The organism is Pseudoalteromonas sp. G4 (genome assembly GCF_028875915.1).
Classification (GTDB): domain Bacteria; phylum Pseudomonadota; class Gammaproteobacteria; order Enterobacterales; family Alteromonadaceae; genus Pseudoalteromonas.
This window is the reverse complement of the sequence record NZ_JAPEHW010000010.1, coordinates 1-22,085: the sequence shown is the minus strand read 5'-3', so window position 1 is coordinate 22,085 and position 22,085 is coordinate 1. Positions and strand designations below refer to the sequence as shown.

The following is a 22,085-nucleotide window of genomic DNA, read 5'->3' as shown; positions in this document are numbered from 1 at the left end:
GGTAAACTTTTGAAGCGACGAAAGTCACCCTTGTTTATTTTTTGACCTTATTTTTTCATTTTTTAAATTAAATAGCAATGCTGTAGTCGATTTCGGTAAATGTTCAAGTTATTGATTTATATGGTAAAAGTTCGCCTCTTTATATTCCATTTTTTTCTATAAATTATTTTAATTGTTATATAACTTTTTTGAGCAATAAAAAAGCCGCTTACATGAAGCGGCTTTTCAAAGGTGAACTAGAGTTAGTTGCCTTTCATCATAAATTCGATTGCATCTTTGATTTCTTCATCAGAACAGTTCATACATGTACCGCGAGGAGGCATTGCATTAAAACCGTTAATTGCATGGTCCATTAATACGTCCATACCTTTAGCTAAACGTGTATCCCAATCAGCTTTTGTTTTTGGAGCACCTAATGCGCCAGTGCCATGACAACCAAAACAGCTTGCTTGATACACTTGTTGACCTGTACGAGGGCCTGTTGGTTCAGCAACAACTGGTTCTGCACCTGCTAAATAAACAGAGCCAACTGGTGCGATACGTTTTTTAATCGCTTCTTCAGTTAACGAGTTATCAAAAGGTGCTGCAACTGCAACAGTTGCACTCATCATTAGTAATGCTGCTGTTAATTTTTTCATTTTTTACTTGCTCACAAATTGAGGTGATCAATCACAATAGACGGAAATTAGCACAATTATAACGTCTGCTGCCAATTTATAAAATGGTTAGTTATGGCTAATTAGTCTTAAAATATTAAAAAGTTGCGCTAGCGCAACTTTTTGTTGCTGATCAAAGTTAGCTCATTTTGATTAATTCAGCGATGGCTTTTTCAATGCCAGTTGCTGCTTCACGGATATTGGTTGCAAGCATATAAGCTGGTGTACTTATTACCTTAGCGTGTGCGTCCACAACAATATCATTTACATCGCAATCTTGGTGGGTTGCGCCAAGGGTGCTAAGAGCAGAGGCCGTATCAGCATCGTTACCTATTGTTGCTAATGTGCCTTTTGCGTATATTTGGGGAATAAGTGCAGGAGCTATACAAATATAAGCAGCTGGTTTTTGAGCTTCGGCAAATGCGCGACATGCATTTGCAACATCAGCATTAATTTCACACTCAGCTCCTTTAAAAGCAAAATCGCATAGGTTCTTTGCTGCGCCAAAACCACCTGGTAATGCAAGTGCATCAAATTCATTGATATTCAGTTCATTAAGATCTTTGATTTCACCTCGGGCAATTCGTGCAGCTTCAATCAACACGTTACGTTTTTCAGGCATTTCTTCGCCTGTAAGGTGATTAATTACATGATGTTGACTAATATTCGGTGCAAAGCATTGATAGCTTGCGCCTTGTAACTCAATATTAAGTAGCGTTAATACTGCTTCATGTATTTCAGCACCGTCAAAAACACCACATCCACTTAAAATTACGGCTACTTTTTTCATAGTTTGTTTCACTCCACATCAATATTTTAGCTGTCGCTATATTCTAGCTATAAAGAAACGATGTAAATAAAAAAAAATTATAAAAAGATCGCTAGGATCTTTGATCTTTTATTGGTAGAGTAACTGCCCTGCTAGAGATTAGGATGTTCCTTTCTAAGTTTTAAGGATAAAAGTTTAGCAGTTTCCACATCTTGGAAAATTAATAATAATAACAATAAGCTAGTTTTTAGCCTTGTTAAATCATTAATAAATAAACACTTTTTAGATTCTCTCTTTGTTTTTTCAAAGTCAGGGAAGGCTCTGTTACATCTTTACTAACAAACTTATCCACAGCTTATGCTTACCTTGCTTGTTTTATATTTGCTCGCTCCGTTTAATGTTTAATCAGAAAACTTATTTCTCTTGCTTTATGAGGTTGAATTCTCGTTTTCTTATCGGGGATATGGCATGCTATCGGCAATTTATTTATAAATCGTTTTAAGGCGAGTGCTTATGGCTCAGATCTCTGAAAATCCGTTGATCTTGGTTGATGGTTCATCATATTTATTCCGTGCTTATCATGCTCCACCTCATTTAACAAACTCTAAAGGCGAAGCAACTGGCGCAATTTATGGTGTTATAAACATGCTTAAAAGTCTTGTTAAGCAATATTCACCAAGTCATATGGTTGTGATCTTTGATGCAAAAGGGCCGACTTTCCGCAATGAAATGTATTCTGAATACAAAGCAAATCGTCCTCCAATGCCAGATGACTTACGCAGTCAAATTGAGCCTATTCATAACATTATTAAAGCGATGGGATTACCACTGATTAGCATTCCAGGTGTTGAAGCTGATGATGTTATTGGTACGCTTGCCAAACAAGCCTCAGAGCAAAAACGTGATGTGCTTATTAGTACTGGCGATAAGGATATGGCGCAGTTAGTTGATGAGCATGTAACGCTTATTAACACCATGACTAATACTATTTTAGACCCAGAAGGTGTGGTAAATAAATTTGGCATTGGCCCAGAACTTATTATCGACTTTTTAGCTTTAATGGGTGACAAGGTTGATAACATTCCGGGTGTACCAGGTGTTGGTGAGAAAACCGCACTTGCGATGTTACAAGGACTAGGTTCGATTGACTCGCTTTATGACAATTTAGATAAGATTGCAGATCTTGGTTTCCGTGGTTCAAAAACCATGGCTAAAAAGTTGGAAGATAATAAAGAGCAATTACAGTTATCCTATGAGCTTGCAACCATCAAGCTTGATGTTGAAATTGAACAAGATCTTGAATCATTTAAAGTTGCAGAAGCTAATACTGACGAGTTAATCAAACTATATGGTGAATGTGAATTTAAACGCTGGTTGAGTGAGCTGCTTGATGGAAATACCGCACCAGCGGCAGAAGTTGAAAGCACAATACCAGCTAAGCAAATTGAAGCTAACTATGAAACGATTTTAACTGAAGCGCAGCTTGATAGTTGGATTTCAAAGTTAGAAAAAGCCGAGTTATTTGCATTCGATACAGAAACTACCAGTCTTGATTATATGCAAGCCGATTTAGTCGGTATGAGCTTTGCTGTAACAGAAGGTGAAGCAGCTTATTTACCATTAAAACATGATTACTTAGGTGCACCTGTACAGCTAGAACTTGACTTGGTATTGAGCAAGCTGAGACCGATCTTAGCTGATCATAATAAAGCGAAAGTAGGCCAAAACCTTAAATACGATAAAAGTGTACTCGCGCGAGCGGGTATTGAACTTAATGGTATTCGCTTCGATACCATGCTTGAATCATACGTACTAAACAGTGTTGGTACTCGTCATGATATGGACTCACTGGCGCTAAAATATCTCGGCCATAAAAACATTAGTTTTGAAGAAATTGCAGGTAAAGGTAAAGCGCAGCTAACCTTCAATCAAATTGAGCTAGAAAAAGCGGCACCTTACGCAGCCGAAGATGCTGACATTACCTTGCGTTTGCATAATACACTTTGGCCAATGCTAGAAAAAGAAGCTGACTTGGTTGAAGTTTTTAACACTATAGAGCTGCCTTTAGTTAGCGTATTATCAGATATGGAACGTACCGGTGTTCATATTGATAGCCAAATGCTGGCACAGCAAAGTGTTGAAATTGCAGAGCGTCTTGAAGAGCTGGAAAAAGAAGCGTATGAGATTGCAGGAGAGGAGTTTAACCTAAGCTCAACCAAGCAATTACAAGGCATTCTGTTTGAAAAACTTGGCTTGCCAATACTCAAGAAAACACCAAAAGGTGCACCGTCGACTGCGGAAGAAGTGTTGCAAGAATTAGCACATGATTATCCGTTGCCTAAGTTGATTATTGAGCATCGCGGTTTAGCTAAACTCAAATCAACGTATACTGATAAATTACCTAAAATGGTAGATGAAGTAACGCAACGCGTGCATACCTCGTATCATCAAGCGGTTACAGCTACAGGGCGTTTAAGTTCTAGTGATCCTAATTTACAGAACATTCCAATTCGTAATGAAGCAGGTCGCCGAATTAGGCAAGCATTTGTTGCGGCACCAGGTAAGTTAATTATGGCTGCCGATTACAGTCAAATTGAACTGAGAATTATGGCGCATCTATCTCAAGATAACGGCCTATTAAGTGCATTTGCTGAAGGTAAAGATGTTCACAGCGCGACAGCTGCGGAAGTATTTGGCGTACCAATTGAAACCGTTACATCAGATATGCGACGTAAAGCAAAAGCGGTAAACTTTGGCTTAATTTATGGTATGAGTGCCTTTGGCCTGTCTCGTCAATTAGATATCCCGCGTAATGAAGCGCAACACTATATGGATACCTACTTTGAGCGCTTCCCAGGCGTACTTGAGTATATGGAGCACACGCGTGAAGATGCCGCTGAAAAAGGTTACGTTAGTACCTTATTTGGTCGCCGTTTGTATCTACCAGATATCAACGCTCGTAATGGTGCGCGCCGTAAAGCTGCAGAGCGCGCTGCGATTAATGCGCCGATGCAGGGCACTGCAGCTGATATTATCAAACGTGCAATGATAAATGTTGCAGGTTGGCTTAAAACGCAATCGTCCGATGATATTGAAATGATTATGCAGGTTCACGATGAATTGGTGTTTGAAATCAAAGCTGAAAAGGTAGATGAATTTAGCAATAAGATTTGTTCTCTGATGAGTGAGGCTGCTGAGCTTGATGTGCCATTACTAGTTGAAGCTGATTCGGGCGACAATTGGGAACAAGCGCATTAAACTTTAATGTTTTAATATGATTTTTAAATAGCCAATAATATATATTGGCTATTTTTTTATGTTAAATTTAAGTTTGCTTGATTTTAATGCAGTTCGTTACATTTCTTTGCATTTTAGCGCGATATAGCTTTATTTTGCGTACCTGCTTTGTTAAAGTGCGCGCCGTCCTATAAGGACATCCTGTTGATGATGTATCTCTTACGGGGTACAGCGTTTTAATAGCTTCTCCCCAGATTGCTATACCCGGTTGGTTTTTGCCAACCGGTTTTTTCTTTCATCTTCTTAGCTAAACTTCTTCGTCGCTTTCTTGATCTGGTGCAATTGCTTCAATTTCACCTAAGTACCAAACATCCAGTGTTTTTGCGAGTTCGGGTAAACCAATGCCTTTAAGAGATGAGAATGCATGAACCGTTATTTTGTCACTTAACTCTTTTAACTCTCGGCGTACTTTTAAAACTTCACTTTTACGTTTGCCTTGTTTTAATTTGTCAGCTTTAGTTAGCAGCGCAAGAATTTCTAAATCACTGTCTACGGCCCAGTTAATTAGGTCCATATCTAACTCTTTTAATGGGTGACGGATATCCATTAAAACCACAATACCTTTTAAGCTTTCGCGCTTTTGCAGGTACTCACCAAGTGATTTCTGCCACTTCTTTTTCATTTCAAGTGGCACTTTAGCAAAACCATAACCAGGTAAATCGATAATGCGCATTTCTTCACCCAGTGCGAAGGTGTTAATTAGCTGAGTACGTCCTGGTGTTTTACTGGTACGAGCCAATTTTTGATCAGTTAATGTATTTAGAGCACTTGATTTACCGGCATTAGAACGCCCTGCAAATGCCACTTCAACACCCGTATCAGCAGGCAGTTTAGTGATATCTGGTGCACTTGTAATAAAGCTCGCTTTTGAATATTGAACCCGTGACTTTAGCAAGGTTAGCTCCTTAAAACGCTGTTTAGATTAAAGGCTAATTCCTGTTAGGGAGATTTTTTGCTACATTGCCTTTAACAAATCTTTTCTTTCTGGGCGCTTATTTTATACTAACAAGAGCTAAATAAGTAATGCTTTGTCTTTTTTAATGGGCATATTTAACCTTGAGAAAGATCAAAGAAAAGCGCCTTTCGGGAGTTTTTTAATAAAAACCCCTATATTTTATATGTTTTATAAAGGCATAAGACGTGCCAGATAAAATTTAATCGTGTAGAATATGGCAACTTTAGCTGGTATTCATTCCTGCTTGTCAGGTTTTAATAGGGTCGAAACAGAGAAATAGCATGAAAAAAATAGCTTTATCTTTAATGATGGTTGCTGGTGCGTTCAGCGTTAATCAAGCTGCTGCTTTTGAAGGCGATATAGAAGCTGGTAAAACGAAAGCTGCGACATGTGTTGCTTGTCACGGTGTAGATGGAAACAAACCACTTCCTAATCACCCTAAACTTGCAGGTCAGCATGCTGAATACTTATTTAAGCAATTAAAAGAATTTAAATTAGGCATGACCTCAGGTGGTGCTGAGGGTCGTATGGATCCTGTTATGGGTGGCATGGCGATGCCATTATCTGAGCAAGATATGCGTGATATCTCAGCTTATTTTGCAAGCTTAAATATGGAAGCAGGCTCAACACCAGAAGACGTAGTTGCTGAAGGTGGTAAACTGTACAAAGCAGGTGATGCTGAGCGTGGAATTCCGGCATGTGCAGCATGTCACGGTCCTCGCGGTAACGGTACTTCATTAGCGGGTTTCCCTAAAGTATCTTTCCAGAATGCTGATTATGTGAAAGCGCAGCTTGAAAAGTTCCGCTCTGGTGAGCGCAATAATGATCTTAATGGCATGATGCGTGATCTTGCTAAAAAGTTAACAGATAAAGACATTGAGTTACTTTCTAAGTATGTATCAGGTCTTCACTAATTATACTGATTTGTGTAATTGATAAAAAAAGCAGCGTAAGCTGCTTTTTTTATACTTACGTCTGTGAGATATATCCTACAAATAATGTAGGAAAATACCCAATGTTAACTGTAAGTTAATTCGCTATTTTGCTTTTAGATTATACTTAAGTATATGTTTTTTATTGTTAACGTCTTTTTTGAAGAAAACTTTTTTTATTTATTTTAGTTAAATTAGTTGTAACAAAATTATTAACAAGTAAATTATTCACCTGTCGCAAGGGACAAAAAAATAACAGGGAAAGCAGTAAAATACGGAAGTGCAGCGACAATTATGTGCGTAGGGGAAAGTAACCACTGGTTACATAAGGGATTGCTAAGAAAGCGTTAGGAAGACCGAAAATAAAAAAAGCACGGATGAAAATAATAAAAATACGGATAGTAAAATAATAATAAATTAGACTTGTTGGTTAAAACAGTCGAAGGGAGAAGTGTCATAGACACTCAGATTAGTAGGCGGCAGAGTTTCTCTGTCGCCTTTTTATTTGTCGCAATAAAATTGCTATTATTACGGCAAATAAATTTCACGTTTAAATCATGTCTGAACCTTGTCCATTATGTCTGCATTCTAAAAGCACCTTTTATAGCGAAGACAAACGCAGAGCTTACTATCAATGTGAGTTATGTCAGTTAGTATTTGTTGCGCGCAGCCAGTTAATATCACTCGAGCAAGAAAAACAAATCTATGATAGTCATGAAAATGATGTAAATGACACTGGCTATCAGAAATTCCTGAGCCGTGCTTTAGCGCCTTTGCTTCCAGAATTAGCAGAAGCGAGCCAGGGTCTCGATTTTGGTTGTGGACCGGGTCCCGCACTTGCCAAAATGCTCACAGAGAAAGGTCATGCTACAGCGCTTTACGATATCTTCTATTATCCAAATACTGAGGTGTTAAATCGTCAGTACGACTTTGTAACCTGCACTGAGGTAATCGAGCATTTAGCTAATCCAAACGAAGTGTGGGCGCAACTACTGAACTTATTAAAGCCAAATGGGGTGTTAGTTGTGATGACGAAACTCGTCATCGACCAAGCCAGATTTAAAAATTGGCATTACAAGAATGATATTACGCATATCAATTTTTTTTCGCGAGCCACGTTTGATTATTTAGCACAGGGCCATGGCTTATCACTAACATATCATGGTGATGACGTGATGCTATTTAAACAGTCAGCAATAGTGTAAAATAAGCTTAGTTTTGTAAAAATTTTAGATTTAATTATGACCAGAAAGAAAAAGTCACGCAAAATCGGCACAGGTGGTAATGGTAGCTTTCGTTTGAGTAAAGAGAAACTTGCCGAATTACGCGCTTTAAAAGAACAGCGTGTCAAAAAGCGTACTGGTAATAAAGCTGGTACGCGTAATGCACAAGATACGCTTAACGAACAGCAAAGCACTGGTAAACAACGCAAAGACACGCGCTTAGGTAGTAAAAAGCCTATAAGCTTAGTGCCTGAAGTTGCGAGTACCGAGCAGCAGCCTGAATTTAAGCGTCATTTAAAGCCTCAAGTAGAGCTGCGTAAAGTTGTTGAGCCAGAGCTTACGCCAGAGCAAGAACTTGAGCAAATTGAAAACGATCAAAAGCTAATGTCGTTACTTGAACGTCAGAATGCTGGTGAAGTACTGGTTGGTAAAGATGCAAAATACTTAAACGCTAAAGTCGCGCGTCACCAAGCCTTGTGTGATTTACTGGGTATTGAAGACGAGGATGAGTTTGATGATGAAGATATGTTAGACCAATTCATGTCAAACGACCTTGCTGATGAATGGCTAAGCGATGATGACGAGGAGGAGCTTAAGTAGTGAGTCCTCTATGGGTAATTGCCATTATTGTTGCCGCTGCTATTGTTGCAGGGTTAGCTTTTTACGCTGGTAAGTTGTTATTCCAACTGAAAGTGCAAAAAGAAAAGCAACAAGCGCAAATTGAAAAGTTAAAAGTTAAAGCGGCTGAACGCAATGCAAAAATTGCCGACAGCATTAACTTGATTGCACGCGCGATGAAAGAGAAGCAGTGTGAGTATTCAGAAGGATGTTTACGTATCTGGGTGTTGATGTCGCAGTATCAATTCTCCGAAACAGTGGATCTTGAAACGGAATACCAGCACGTTTTCAAAATGTATGATGTGGTAAAGGAAATGCCGACCCACGATGCGCGTAAGAAATACAGTAAGAAAGAAGTCTTCCAAATGGATAGCAAACGTTGGCGTGCTGAAAAAGAGCTTGAAGAAGGCATTTTGGCCGAAGCAGCTAAGCTAGAAGCTTACTTCCCAGCTGATCCGAATACCAAACACGTATTCGCTAATTAGTCATCTTATCTAATCTGTAAATAAAGCCAGCACTCGCTGGCTTTATTGTTTTGGATCAAAGCCGATTTTTAGTTCCTTTTGTACACTTGCTAAACCTTAATATTGTTAGGTTTCAGTCGTGCAAAATTTCGTTGAATGGGATAACTCCCTTATAAAAAAATACAATGTGTCAGGTCCTCGTTATACTTCGTATCCAACGGCGTTGTCGTTTGAGCCTGGCTTTTCTGTTGATTCGGTAACACAGGCGATCGCCAAAAGTGATAATACGCGCTTGTCGCTGTATATCCATGTACCATTTTGTCACCAGCTTTGCTATTACTGCGGCTGTAATAAAATAATTACTCGCCACCAACACAAAGCAGATGTGTATTTAGACTTTTTAGAGCAAGAAGCAAAAGCACAAGCAACTCTTTATAAAGATTACAAAATCGAGCAGTTACATTTAGGTGGCGGCACGCCAACCTTTTTAACAAAAGAGCAAATGAGTCGTCTGATGGCGATTGTTAAAGCGCATTTTAATTTTTCCGATGAAGTACAATCGAGCATTGAAATCGACCCTCGCTCTTTACCTGACGATATGCTTAGTCATTTACGTTTGCTTGGATTCAATCGAGTGTCTTTTGGTATTCAAGATTTTAATGATGAAGTGCAAAAAGCGGTTAATCGTGAGCAATGCGCCGATAACGTTGCAAACCTTGTAAGCGAAGCACGCGCACTCGGCTTTTCTTCAGTGAATGCTGATATGATTTATGGCTTACCTTTACAAACACCTGAGAGCTTTAAAGAGAGCATGGCACGATTAATTGCACTCTCGCCTGATCGTGTGTCGGTATTTAACTATGCTCATTTGCCAGACCGTTTTGCTGCACAACGCAAAATTAAAGATGAACAATTGCCAAGCCCAGAGCAAAAGCTAACAATGTTTAAAAATACTCTGGCGCAAATGATGGAAGCTGGATACGTAAATATTGGCATGGATCACTTTGCTAAAAGCACTGACTCACTCGCTATTGCACAGCTGCAAGGGAAATTACATCGTAACTTCCAAGGGTATACTACCCATGGTGATTGCGACTTATTAGGGTTAGGAGCGTCTTCAATTTCACAAGTGGGTGATAGTATCTTCCAAAACCCGAAAGATCTTAAAGACTATTATCAAACCGTTGAAGCAGCAGGTGTGCCAGTTGTTAAAGGGCTCACTTTAACCAAGGATGATAAAATTCGCGCGTTTGTTATTAAAGAAATTATTTGCCACTTTAAGCTAAATTTTGCAGATGTTGAGCACAAGTTTGCAATTAACTTTGCAGATTACTTTGCTGATGAACTAGCTGGACTTACGTGTTTTGCTGAAGATGGTATGATTTCGCTGGATGAGAGTAAGCTTATCGTAGAGAACAAAGGCCGCTTGTTTATACGTAATATATGTATGACCTTTGATGCGTATTTAAAACAACAAGCAAAATTAACGCGATTCTCTCGCGTAATCTAACGATTTAACCAATAAAGAAGTCTTGGCCGCCAGAGCATATTGCAAAGCGGCCTTTTTTTTCATTTGCTATTTCAGCCCATTGATAAAACACATTGCGCGACACTTTTGCTAAAACACCATGATGTAAATGTAAATAAGGCACATCGCTTTTAAGTTCCAGCGGATGATTATCACCTAAAATATATTCTCTATTTAGATTGTCGCAGCAAATTATAAACTCTTCTTTTTCATACCAATGGGTAATTAAAAAAGGTGCATCTTCAACACGGATGCGCATTTTTTCAATGGGTGTTTTTAAGTAGTAATGGTTTTGCTCTTTAGTGAGTACCCGAGCAAATAATTTAACCATATTTAAACGGTCAATTTTAGTTGCTTGAAAGTACCAATCGCCGTTTGCTTTTATTTCAATATCAATCTCACCGCAGCTTTCAGGTTGCCATGATTCAAATGGAGCAACGCTAGTTTCAATTTGCTTTGTCAACATTGATAAATTCATAAAACAACAAAACCGCTTTAATAAATGCTATTGAGTGAAGTGAAGTACAAAGGTGACTGGCACTGCACGGGCAATATTTGGTAAGCCAGCTACTTTTTGTAATGCAGCAACACCAGCATCTAAATTGAAGTCACTTGCATTAATAATGATAGGTGACATAGCTGTAACTAATAATGAATCATTGTTAGTTCGCGCTGCAAACACATCAATAGTGAGCGATTTTTCAACACCATTTAAAGATAATGTTGCTGGCACAGAAAACACATTGCTGGTTCCATCAGTAAGTTGCGCTAACTCTTTATTTACTTTGGCATTCAAGCTTAATTTAGCAAACGATTTGGTATTGAATAACATGCTTTGCATGCGTTCATTACGAATTGGAATGTTGGTTTCTACGGAGGTTAAATCAATTTCAACTGAAAAATCGCCGTTATCAGCAATCGAACCTGACAGAGTTTTAAAGTGATGAACTTCACCGATAGTGTCTTTTTTAATAGAAACAAAGCTAACTTTTGAGCTGTTATTTTGTAATTGCCAAGCTGCGGCTGAGTTAAAGCTGACCGCTAATAACGCCAAAGAAACAAATTGTTTAAGCATAACGCATACCTTCTATGGTAAATAATTTAATTGCTCGTCAATAATAGCAATTATTCAGAGTTATAAAAAACCATTATCTTTCAGCCAGTTTCGCAAGGCGCTTTAGCTTTTCTTTAAGTACATCGGGAGCGTGCTCGGCCACTTCAAGTAATGATTGTTGTGCGTTTTTAGTTAAACGCTTTTTCTCTTGGTTTTGCGAATTGTCTGCTGTTTTGCTAATGGCACTGCGCGGTGAGGTTTGTATTTTAATTTGGCAAAGTTCAGGTAAACCCAAGCGTCGAAAATCACTGAGTAAACTCATTTTCATATAATTTAAACGCATCGCAACAGCAGCTGATTGGGCGTTGAGTACTAATGTACCGTCTTCGTAATTTGCAATGGCGCACTTAGCTAACATATTAGCATCAAGAATTTGCTCTAGCAGTTTTTGTAGTTGCTTATTCTCTTGATTCTTATTTGAAAATTGCTGAAGCCGATTTGGCAGATTGGTGAGGACATCGCCAAGTGGTTTAGGTGCAAACCTGTTTTTTGCCATGCTTAAAACCCTCTTTTTTCTTATTGTATTGGTCATCAAAAGTTACAGCAAGTAAAAAGCTGTAAATAAAGCTGAACAAACGGCAAATTAAACTTGGCTCTCTGGGATTAAATGAATAAAATATCGCCCTTGAATTAGGCAGAATTGTCTCAATATATAGAAAATACAGCTGTATCACTCAAGGCTATATTGCTAGTTATCTCAAATAATACTGTTTGCATAGTGTGAACGAGCCATCTTTGGTTGGGTTAACTAGCAATATCGGTGCTCTGCTGATACTGTACGCACAATTAATTTGAAAAGTGACATGGGTTTTGTCACTAAACTAAGGTTGTAACGGTTTTATCATGATAGCTAACTTACTTACCAAGATATTTGGTAGTCGCAATGATCGAATAATTAAAAATTTACGAAATGCTTACTTACCAAGATATTTGGTAGTCGCAATGATCGAATAATTAAAAATTTACGAAAAACGGTCGCGCAAATTAATGGATTAGAACAGCAGTACGAAGCGCTTTCGGATGAAGAGCTAAAAGCAAAAACAGCTGAGTTTCGTGAGCGTTATGATAATGGTGAAACCTTAGACTCTTTCCTAGCAGAAGCCTTTGCTGTTGTGCGTGAAGCTTCTAAGCGTGTTTACGGTATGCGTCACTTCGATGTACAGCTGATTGGTGGTATGGTTTTACACCAAGGTAAAATCTCTGAAATGCGTACTGGTGAAGGTAAAACCCTTACAGCAACTTTACCAGCATACTTACATGGTTTAACTGGTAAAGGCGTTCACGTTATTACGGTGAATGATTACCTTGCAAAACGTGATGCGGAAACAAACCGTGCCCTTTTTGAATTCTTAGGTCTGACTGTTGGTTGCAATGTACCTGGTATGATGCCACAGCAAAAGAAAGTAGCTTATGCAGCAGACATTACTTACGGTACGAACAACGAATTTGGTTTTGACTATCTGCGTGACAATATGGCGTTTTCGCCAGAAGAACGTGTACAACGTCCTTTATACTACGCAGTAGTGGATGAGGTTGACTCAATCTTAATCGATGAAGCGCGTACACCGTTAATTATTTCTGGTCCTGCGGAAGATAGCTCTGAGCTTTATCAACAAATTGATAAAATGGTACCGCAGCTTGAACAGCAAGAAAAAGAAGATGAAGAAGGTGTTGAAGGCGATGGCGATTTCACCATTGATGAAAAGTCTAAGCAGGTTCATCTTACAGAACGCGGTCAAGTTCGTGTCGAAGAAATTTTAACAGAGCTAGGTTTAATTGAAGATGGTGATTCGCTTTATTCAGCAAATAACATCACACTATTAAGCCACGTTTATGCAGCACTTCGTGCTCATAAGCTTTATCAGAAAGACGTAGACTACGTTGTTAAAGATGGCGAGGTAATCATTGTTGACGAACATACAGGTCGTACAATGGAGGGTCGTCGTTGGTCTGAAGGTTTACACCAAGCGGTTGAAGCAAAAGAAGGTGTTAACATTCAAAATGAAAACCAAACACTTGCATCAATCACGTTCCAGAATTACTTCCGTCTTTACGACATTCTTGCAGGTATGACAGGTACAGCGGACACTGAAGCATTTGAATTCCAGTCAATCTACGGCTTAGAAACAGTTGTTATTCCAACTAATAAACCGATGATCCGTGATGACCGTGCCGATTTAGTTTATTTAACGCAAGAAGAAAAGTACGAAGCAATCTTAGCGGATATTCGAGATTGCCAAGAGCGCGGTCAGCCAGTGCTTGTGGGTACTATTTCAATTGAAAGCTCAGAATACTTATCGCAGTTTCTTCGTAAAGAAAAAATTAAGCACAATGTACTGAATGCAAAGTTTCACCAACAAGAAGCGGAAATTGTTGCAAACGCTGGTCTTGCTGGGGCTGTAACTATCGCAACTAACATGGCGGGTCGTGGTACTGATATCGTGTTAGGTGGCAACTGGAAGATGGAAGCTGAAAAGCTAGAAAATCCAACAGATGAGCAAATTGCAAAGATTAAAGAAGAGTGGCAAAAACGCCATGATGCAGTATTAGAAGCGGGTGGTTTACACATTATTGCTACCGAGCGTCATGAATCACGTCGTATCGATAACCAGTTACGTGGTCGTTCAGGTCGTCAAGGTGATGCGGGTTCAAGCCGTTTCTATCTATCAATGGAAGATGCACTAATGCGCATTTTCGCTGGCGAGCGCATGATGAACATGATGCGTAAATTAGGTATGCAACGTGGTGAAGCAATTGAGCACCCGTGGGTAAACCGCGCAATCGAAAATGCACAACGTAAAGTTGAAGCGCGTAACTTTGATATTCGTAAGCAATTACTTGAGTACGATGATGTAGCAAATGATCAACGTCGTGTTGTTTACACACAGCGTAATGAGCTATTAGAAGAAGGCGATATTTCAGAAACAATCACTGCAATTCGTTCAGACGTGCTTAACGGTATTATCGATCAGTACATTCCACCGCAATCACTTGCTGATATGTGGGATATTGCCGGTCTTGAAGATCGTTTACGTGCAGATTTCCTAGTTGAAATGCCTCTACAACAATGGCTTGATGAAGATAATAAACTTTACGAAGAAAAACTTCGTGAGCGTATTGAACAAGGTGTTACAGCGGCTTACAAACATAAAGAAGCTCAAGTGGGTGCAGATGTTCTGCGTCACTTTGAAAAAGCGATTATGTTACAAACGCTTGACCAACATTGGAAAGATCATCTTGCAGCGATGGATCACTTACGTCAAGGTATTGGTCTACGTGGTTATGCACAGAAAAATCCTAAGCAAGAATATAAGCGTGAGTCATTTGAATTGTTCTCTAACATGCTAGAAGCACTGAAAGTGGAAGTGGTTAGCATTCTTGCAAAAGTACAAGTACGTGCAGAAGAAGATGTTGAAGCGGTTGAAGAGCGTCGTCGTCAACAAGCTGAAAATACACCAAAACAATATCAACATGAAGAAGCTGAACATGTTGGTGGTGAAACACCACAGGGTGCACATGTAACTGTTCGCAATGACGCAAAAGTAGGTCGTAATGATCCTTGCCCATGTGGTTCAGGTAAAAAATATAAGCAATGTCACGGTAAACTTTCTTAATAGTGAGCCGTACAAAGAAAAGCGACACAGAGTGTCGCTTTTTTTATGATTTGAAGTGAGTGGAAAATGAAAAAACAAGTACATGTTGCAGTTGGTGTAATTAAAAGAGATGACTTAATTTTTATTGCTAAACGTCACGAGTCACAACATCAAGGCGGTAAGTGGGAGTTCCCTGGCGGCAAAGTGGAAGCGGGCGAAACAGTGACGCAAGCGCTGGCAAGAGAATTAAAAGAAGAAATTGGCATCGAGGTAAAATCATCAATGCCATTTTTAGAAATTCACCATGATTACCCAGATAAATCTGTGCACCTTGATATTCACTTAGTAGAAGCATTTGATGGGGAAGCAAGGCATCTTGAAGGGCAAGATCATAAATGGGTGGCAATCAGTGATTTAAATAATTATGAGTTTCCAGCTGCTAATGTGGTGATTATCGAAAAGCTACAAGCAAATTAGTACCTAAGTTGGCAGCAAAGGCATAATGGTTTTGCTGCTAAACTGCATCTTATCTACAGATCTTCTCTATTTACCTCGAATTATTGTTTCCTGTTCAAAAAAAGCGCTATGTTAGCGATAACCAGAACAACAGGATAATAATAATGAAATGGCTAAAACCCTCTTTACTGATTGTCAGTTTAGCAATTCCGTCAATCGCCAGTGCTTATGATCGCATTACAGGTGAAATGTTTGCCAGTCGCTCAGAAGTATTTGCTGAAAATGGCATGGCTGCAACGTCGCAGCCGTTAGCAACGCAAGTTGCACTCGATATATTAAAGAAAGGGGGCAGTGCAGTGGATGCTGCAATTGCCGCGAATGCAGTATTAGGATTGGTTGAGCCAACGGGTTGTGGCATTGGTGGCGATTTATATGCCATTGTATGGCAACAAAAAGAGCAAAAACTGCATGGGCTTAATGCATCAGGGCGTTCGCCGGCATCGTTAACGCTTGATGTTTTAAAAGCACAAGGCGACAAAATCCCAAGTTATGGCCCTTTGCCGGTTTCGGTGCCAGGTGCGGTTGACGGTTGGTTTGAATTGCACAATAAATTTGGCAAATTACCTATGGCGGAATTATTAGCACCTGCAATTCACTATGCTGACAATGGTTTTCCAGTATCAGAGCTAATTGCTTACTACCTTGATAAAAGTGTTGCTGCACGTGGAGAATATCCGGGCTTTAAAGAAGTGTTTATGGCAAATGGCCGTATGCCAAAAAAAGGTGAAATCTTTAAAAACCCTGCGCTTGCGGATACTTACCGCAAAATTGCAAAAGGGGGGCGCGATGCATTCTATAAAGGTGATATCGCAAAAGAAATCGATCGTTATATGAAAGCCACTGGCGGTTATTTGCGTTATGACGATTTGGCATCGCATAAAAGTAACTGGGTAGAACCCGTAAGTACTAACTATCGTGGTTATGATTTATGGGAGCTGCCGCCCAATGGCCAGGGCATTGCCGCACTACAAATTTTAAACATTCTTGAAGATTACGATATTGCAAGTATGGGATTTGATAGTCCTGAGTATGTTCATACTTTTGTGGAGGCTAAAAAATTAGCTTTTGCTGATCGCGCTAAATACTATGCAGACTCATCATTTAATAGCATTCCAGTGAAACAATTGATTAGCAAAGAATACGCCACAAAGCGTCGCAATCTGATTGATGCAAATAAAGCGAGTAAGCAAGTGGATGCGGGACCCGTTGAAGGAGATACCATTTATTTAACGACTGCTGATAAAGATGGCAACATGGTGTCACTTATTCAAAGTAACTATCGTGGTATGGGCTCAGGCATGACGCCAGAAAAGTTAGGGTTTGTGCTACAAAACCGTGGTGAGCTATTTGCCTTAGAAGATGGCCACTTCAACGTTTATGCACCGAAGAAACGACCTTTTCATACTATTATTCCTGCCTTTGTCACCAAAGATGGCAAACCTTATATCAGCTTTGGTGTGATGGGTGGCGCTACACAACCGCAAATGCATGCGCAAATTCTAATTAATATGATTGATTTTGGTATGAACCTGCAAGAAGCAGGTGATGCACCACGCATTTTACATACTGGTTCGTCACAGCCTACCGGTGAAAAAATGACAAATGGCGGCTATGTTAGCTTGGAAGCTGGTTTTTCAGAAAAGACAAAACGTGAGCTGGTGAAAAAAGGACATACACTTCAACATGCAGTTGGCCCTTACGGTGGTTATCAAGCGATTATGAAGCAGCTCTCAAATGGCGTTTATGTTGGCGCATCAGAGACGCGAAAAGACGGTATGGCTGCAGGCTATTAATAATTTCAACACGTTAGAGGTATTTTGTAATACCTCTAACTTACTGATATTAAATGTTTTCAGATAAAATTAAGGTTTTTTTTAAGTTGTTTTGATAGCGCTGTCATTAAATAGTCATTATGATTCCTAATAACAAAAACTAAAATTAACGCTTTCGTTGCTCTATGGTTAGAAAGCGCATAATTAACAAGTAAAGGAAGTCTTATGTATTTGAGAAAAACCATACTTGCTACAGCTTTATTGGCAACGCCGTTATTTGCTAATGCCAAGCTATCGCAATCTGACATTAAAGAATTTGCAGCACAAGCGGATCTAAAATTTGGTGTCGTTGATAATTTTCATAACAACGATGGCGGTTACATCGGTAAAATCCAACTTAAAAACACTTCAAAAGTTGCACTACCAAAAGGTGAAAGTAACTGGCAGCTGTATTTCCACAGTATTCGCAAAGTAAAAACCTCTGAAGTAAAAGGAATTGCAATTGAGCATGTAAATGGTGACTTACATCGTTTAGTGCCGACTAAAGCATTTGCTGGTTTAGCCGTGGGTGAAACGTTAGCACTTGAGTATGAAGCAGCAGCTTATATTGTGTCTTATTCAGATGTGATGCCACGTGCATTTATTTCACTCAATAATAAAGATGCTGAAGTGTTTGCCAGCACAGATACTGAAGATTTAAAACAGTTTGTACTACCAATTGTTGAAGAGCGCCAATTAAAGAAATTTAACACGCCAAAAGATTTAAGTGTGATTGCCGATGCACAAAACCGTCATGCACTTAATATCAAAAATGAAAAATACACGCCAAGCCAAGAGGAAGCCCTTAAGCGAATTATTCCAAAGCCACAAAGCGTTGATTTTTCTCGTGGTGAAGTAACGCTTTCGTCAGATTGGGTTGTTAGCTATCAAGGTAGCCTAAAGCAAGAAGTAAATGTATTGCTTGATGATTTATCGAAATTATATGGCCTTAAGCTAGAAGCGAATGCTGACCATATCTCAGTAGGTAAAAAACCGCATTTATCTTTAAAAGTAGATAATTCAATTCAAAATGGTGACGCTGAAAGCTATCACTTAGAAATTGATAAAAATAAAATTACGGTTGTTGGTAGTGATAATGCAGGTGTGTTTTATGGTTTGCAGTCATTATTGGCACTTTTCCCAGCTGACACAAATGGCAGCGTTGAATTACCACGTGTAGAAATTAAAGATTCACCGCGCTTTAGTTATCGCGGTATGCATTATGACAATGCACGTAACTTCCATGGTAAAGATGCAATGTTTAAGCTGGTTGAGCAAATGGCAAAATATAAGCTCAATACATTGCATTGGCACTTTTCAGATGATGAAGGCTGGCGTTTAGAGATCCCATCGTTACCTGAACTTGCAGAAATTGGTGGTGTACGTTGTTTTGATTTGTCTGAAGATTCTTGCTTACTGACTCAGTTAGGTACAGGTCCACACAAAGACGGTTCAGGTAATGGCTATCTTACGAAAGATGATTTTGTTGAATTATTAAAATTTGCCGCTGCACGTCATATCAAGATCATTCCAGAGGTAGAGTCACCAGGTCATGCGCGTGCATCAATTATTGCGATGGAAGCGCGTTATCGTAAATTGATGAAAGCAGGCGATGAAGTAGGTGCGAAAGCATACTTGCTGAGTGATCCTGAAGATAAGTCAGAATACATCACAGTTCAGAATTACACAGATAATTCTATCAATGCGTGTATGGACTCAAGTTATAACTTTATGGAGAAAGTGACATACGAGCTTCAACAAATGTATCGTGAAGCGGGTGTACGTTTAGAAAATCTGCATTTTGGTGGCGATGAAGTAGGTGCTGGTTCTTGGACTAATTCACCAGCATGTCAAAAAATGTTTGAAGAGGCTGGTAATGGGGTTGCAGGTCCTGCTGATCTTAAGCCTTACTTTACCCAGCGCGTAGCAAAAATGCTTGCGAAACGTGGTATTGCTCCAGGTGCATGGGAAGATGGCTTAATGTATGACCGCGTGAATACATTTAATCGTGAAGAATTCCCAAATCCTGTATTTACAGCCAATGCTTGGGATAATATTTGGGAGTGGGGTGTTGCTGACCGAGCTTACCGCTTAGCAAACAATGACTATCAAGTTGTTTTATCGCATGGTACACATCTTTATTTTGACCATCCGTATGAAGCACACCCAGAAGAACGTGGCTATTATTGGGCAACGCGTTTTATCAGTAATGAGAAAGCATTTGGCTATATGCCAGACAATGTTTATGCAAATGCTGACTTTACCCGTACTGGTGAAGTTATCAAAAACTTAGAAGACTTAGTTGGTCGTCCATTACCGCCACTAGAGAAGCCTGAAAATATTTTAGGTATGCAAGGGCAGGTCTGGTCTGAAACAATCCGTACTGAAGATCAAGTTCTGGCTATGTTATTCCCGCGTGTGTTGGCAGTGGCTGAGCGTTCATGGCACAAAGCTTCTTGGGAAGGTGAAAAACCAAATGCTGAAAAGCGCGCTAAAGATTGGATGACTTTCTCTGCTGCACTAGGTACTAAGGAACTTGCAAAACTGGCGAAGTCAGGTGTGAAAGCTAATTTAGATGTACCAGGTGGTGAAGTTAATAATGGTACGTTAACAACCAGTGTTGCGACGGCATACTTAGATGTTGAATACAGCATTGACCAAGGGAAATCGTGGCAAACATATCAAAAACCTGTTGCTGTGGGTACAGCTCAAGTATGGTTGAGAAGTTCATTAAATGACCAAGTTAAGAGTCGTATTACTACGATTAATTAACTAATTGTTATTAAAACTAAAGGGAGCATTTGCTCCCTTTTTGTTCTAATTAATTCAAAATTCAAACTGGCAATATTTATTCAATTGCATTAAAGTAAAATGACAGCGCTATCATTTTGTGGCTTAGGGGAAGCGCTAACTTCCGAAAATTGCCGTATATAAAGTGATTAGTGTTAATAATAAAACCAAGAAATAAAACCGGGTGCGTTAACTATTTATTAGTGCGTCTGAAAGATAGGCTGTTTAACGCAAATGGTATTTTCATAGTTTAAAACTATGGCATAAGATTAACCTGCAACAAGAAGAAGTTTATGGAAGCAACAGTGGAAAACGAACAAAATTCCCAGCAAAGCGTCATTTTACCAATGGTACTTGCTGGCTCAATGTTTTTTATACTAGGTTGTATTACCTGGTTAAACGGTGCAATCACACCTTTCTTACAACAAATGCTTGAGCTGTCACCGCTGCAAGCTTCATTTATTATTTCATCTTTCTATATTGCAGTAACCATTGCTGGTATTCCATCGGCAATGTTAATTAAGAAAGTGGGCTATAAGAATGGCATGGCAATAGGTTGTGCCATTATGGCAGCTTCAGCACTGCTATATATTCCAGCTGCAAAAATGCAAATGATTGAAATTTTCTTATTTGCTCAATTGCTCATTGGTGTAGGTCAAACTGTATTACAAACGGCAGTTAACCCTTATGTTGTAAAAATGGGTTCAGAAAAGTCAGCAGCTGTTCGTGTTTGTATTATGGGTTTACTAAATAAGTTTGCTGGTGTAGTTGTTCCTATTGTATTTGCAATGGTAACGGTTGCTGCAGTTGCAGGTGAAGGTGAAGTACTTTCACAAGTGCAAAAAGATGCAATGGCAAATAGTTTAGTTGCACCTTATATAGCAATTGCAGGTTTAATCTTCGCGTTTGCTGCATTCGCAAAATTCTCCTCATTACCTGATTTAGTATTTGAAGATGAAAACCCAAATGCAAAAGGTGAAGTACGTGAAGCTCTTAGTCACCCTCATTTAGTATTAGGTGTAATTGGTATCGCACTTTATGTAGCAGTAGAAGTAATCGCTGCAGATACCATTGGTTCATACGCACTTGCGATTGGTGTAGCTGATTACTCGATGATGACATCGTACACAATGGCGTGCATGCTTGTTGGTTATGCAATCGGTATTGCACTTATCCCTAAATATATGTCACAACAAAATGCATTGGTTATGTCGGGTCTCGCAGGTTTAGTTACAGTTGCTGCTGTTGTATTCGGTAGTAACGAATCAACAACTATCTCAAATATTCTACTTGTTCCATTTGGTGGTCCTGAATTACCTGATCCATTAGTATGTATTGCGCTATTAGGTTTTGCTAATGCAATGGTATGGCCTGCAATTTGGCCTCTAGCATTAAGTGGCTTAGGTCGACTAACTGGAACTGCATCAGGTCTACTTATTATGGGTATTGCAGGTGGTGCGCTTGGTCCATTACTTATTGGTCTAGGTAATGTAGCTGGTTTAGGTGCACAAGGTGCGTACGCATTAATGGTACCTAGTTATCTATTTATTATCTTCTACGCAGTTAAAGGTCACAAAATGCGTAGCTGGAAATAAACAAATTTTCATTAGTATTACACTCCCTAAAACGCCAAACATAAGTTTGGCGTTTTTTTATGCGTAAATGTAGCTTTCGCGTTAATGAAACGGCTGCTTTGAATACTTAATAATCAAACGATCAAAAAAGATCGTTTTTTTTGAAAAAAGGGGTTGATCTGATTTTCGATCTGCCTATAATGCGCATCCACCGACACGGAGTACTCGCAACGACGTTGAGCAAC

Annotated in this window: 17 protein-coding genes; 11 read left to right on the top strand and 6 right to left on the bottom strand. The window is 39.3% G+C overall.

What is annotated here, in order from left to right; genetic code table 11:
- Positions 1–242: 242 nt before the first annotated feature.
- Both ON073_RS05565 and elbB read right to left on the bottom strand, forming a co-directional pair.
- Entirely contained in the window at positions 243–638 is a 396-nt protein-coding gene (locus tag ON073_RS05565; RefSeq protein WP_274760877.1) for a c-type cytochrome, read from the bottom strand.
- 157 nt (positions 639–795) lie between these two features.
- Positions 796–1,446 carry an isoprenoid biosynthesis glyoxalase ElbB gene (elbB, locus tag ON073_RS05560; protein WP_274760876.1) on the bottom strand — a complete coding sequence of 217 codons (651 nt, stop codon included), beginning with the start codon at positions 1,444–1,446 and terminating at the stop codon, positions 796–798.
- Positions 1,447–1,938: 492 nt separating this feature from the next.
- Between elbB and polA the strand changes: the two genes are divergently transcribed.
- A complete protein-coding gene (polA, locus tag ON073_RS05555) occupies positions 1,939–4,683 on the top strand; it encodes a DNA polymerase I (protein ID WP_274760875.1) in 2,745 nt (914 codons plus the stop codon).
- A 286-nt stretch (positions 4,684–4,969) separates the two neighbouring features.
- Here polA and yihA read toward each other — a convergent pair whose 3' ends face one another.
- Positions 4,970–5,617 (bottom strand): ribosome biogenesis GTP-binding protein YihA/YsxC, encoded by a 648-nt coding sequence (gene yihA / locus ON073_RS05550; RefSeq protein ID WP_274760874.1) that lies wholly within the window; start codon positions 5,615–5,617, stop codon positions 4,970–4,972.
- Positions 5,618–5,958: 341 nt separating this feature from the next.
- Between yihA and ON073_RS05545 the strand changes: the two genes are divergently transcribed.
- From ON073_RS05545 to hemN, 5 genes are all read left to right on the top strand, one after another.
- A complete protein-coding gene (locus tag ON073_RS05545) occupies positions 5,959–6,591 on the top strand; it encodes a c-type cytochrome (RefSeq protein ID WP_274760873.1) in 633 nt (210 codons plus the stop codon).
- 575 nt (positions 6,592–7,166) lie between these two features.
- The gene (locus ON073_RS05540; RefSeq protein WP_274760872.1) at positions 7,167–7,814 is read left to right on the top strand and encodes a class I SAM-dependent methyltransferase; all 648 of its coding nucleotides are present in this window, start codon (positions 7,167–7,169) and stop codon (positions 7,812–7,814) included.
- A 36-nt stretch (positions 7,815–7,850) separates the two neighbouring features.
- Complete coding sequence (gene yihI / locus ON073_RS05535; RefSeq protein ID WP_274760871.1) at positions 7,851–8,432, top strand: Der GTPase-activating protein YihI; 582 nt, start codon at positions 7,851–7,853, stop codon at positions 8,430–8,432.
- Positions 8,432–8,935, top strand: a complete 504-nt coding sequence (locus ON073_RS05530) for a DUF2489 domain-containing protein (RefSeq protein WP_274760870.1) — start codon at positions 8,432–8,434, stop codon at positions 8,933–8,935. The genes yihI and ON073_RS05530 overlap by 1 nt, the downstream gene beginning before the upstream one ends.
- A gap of 118 nt (positions 8,936–9,053) precedes the next feature.
- Positions 9,054–10,424 carry an oxygen-independent coproporphyrinogen III oxidase gene (hemN, locus tag ON073_RS05525; protein WP_274760869.1) on the top strand — a complete coding sequence of 457 codons (1,371 nt, stop codon included), beginning with the start codon at positions 9,054–9,056 and terminating at the stop codon, positions 10,422–10,424.
- A 4-nt stretch (positions 10,425–10,428) separates the two neighbouring features.
- Here hemN and ON073_RS05520 read toward each other — a convergent pair whose 3' ends face one another.
- The 3 genes from ON073_RS05520 to ON073_RS05510 form a co-directional block, all read right to left on the bottom strand.
- On the bottom strand, positions 10,429–10,908 hold the full coding sequence (locus ON073_RS05520) for a DUF1285 domain-containing protein (RefSeq protein ID WP_274760868.1): 480 nt from the start codon (positions 10,906–10,908) through the stop codon (positions 10,429–10,431).
- 39 nt (positions 10,909–10,947) lie between these two features.
- Positions 10,948–11,517 carry a YceI family protein gene (locus ON073_RS05515; RefSeq protein WP_274760867.1) on the bottom strand — a complete coding sequence of 190 codons (570 nt, stop codon included), beginning with the start codon at positions 11,515–11,517 and terminating at the stop codon, positions 10,948–10,950.
- Between the two features lie 73 nt (positions 11,518–11,590).
- Positions 11,591–12,052 (bottom strand): DUF721 domain-containing protein, encoded by a 462-nt coding sequence (locus ON073_RS05510; RefSeq protein WP_274760866.1) that lies wholly within the window; start codon positions 12,050–12,052, stop codon positions 11,591–11,593.
- Between the two features lie 430 nt (positions 12,053–12,482).
- Here ON073_RS05510 and secA point away from each other — a divergent pair, with 430 nt between their 5' ends.
- From secA to nagP, 5 genes are all read left to right on the top strand, one after another.
- Positions 12,483–15,170, top strand: a complete 2,688-nt coding sequence (gene secA / locus ON073_RS05505) for a preprotein translocase subunit SecA (RefSeq protein WP_274760918.1) — start codon at positions 12,483–12,485, stop codon at positions 15,168–15,170.
- A 66-nt stretch (positions 15,171–15,236) separates the two neighbouring features.
- Positions 15,237–15,626 carry an 8-oxo-dGTP diphosphatase MutT gene (gene mutT / locus ON073_RS05500; protein ID WP_274760865.1) on the top strand — a complete coding sequence of 130 codons (390 nt, stop codon included), beginning with the start codon at positions 15,237–15,239 and terminating at the stop codon, positions 15,624–15,626.
- Between the two features lie 143 nt (positions 15,627–15,769).
- Positions 15,770–17,458 (top strand): gamma-glutamyltransferase, encoded by a 1,689-nt coding sequence (ggt, locus tag ON073_RS05495; RefSeq protein ID WP_446728512.1) that lies wholly within the window; start codon positions 15,770–15,772, stop codon positions 17,456–17,458.
- 204 nt (positions 17,459–17,662) lie between these two features.
- Positions 17,663–20,248, top strand: a complete 2,586-nt coding sequence (locus ON073_RS05490) for a family 20 glycosylhydrolase (RefSeq protein WP_274760864.1) — start codon at positions 17,663–17,665, stop codon at positions 20,246–20,248.
- Between the two features lie 311 nt (positions 20,249–20,559).
- Positions 20,560–21,861 carry an N-acetylglucosamine MFS transporter NagP gene (nagP, locus tag ON073_RS05485; protein WP_274760863.1) on the top strand — a complete coding sequence of 434 codons (1,302 nt, stop codon included), beginning with the start codon at positions 20,560–20,562 and terminating at the stop codon, positions 21,859–21,861.
- The last annotated feature ends 224 nt before the right edge of the window (positions 21,862–22,085 follow it).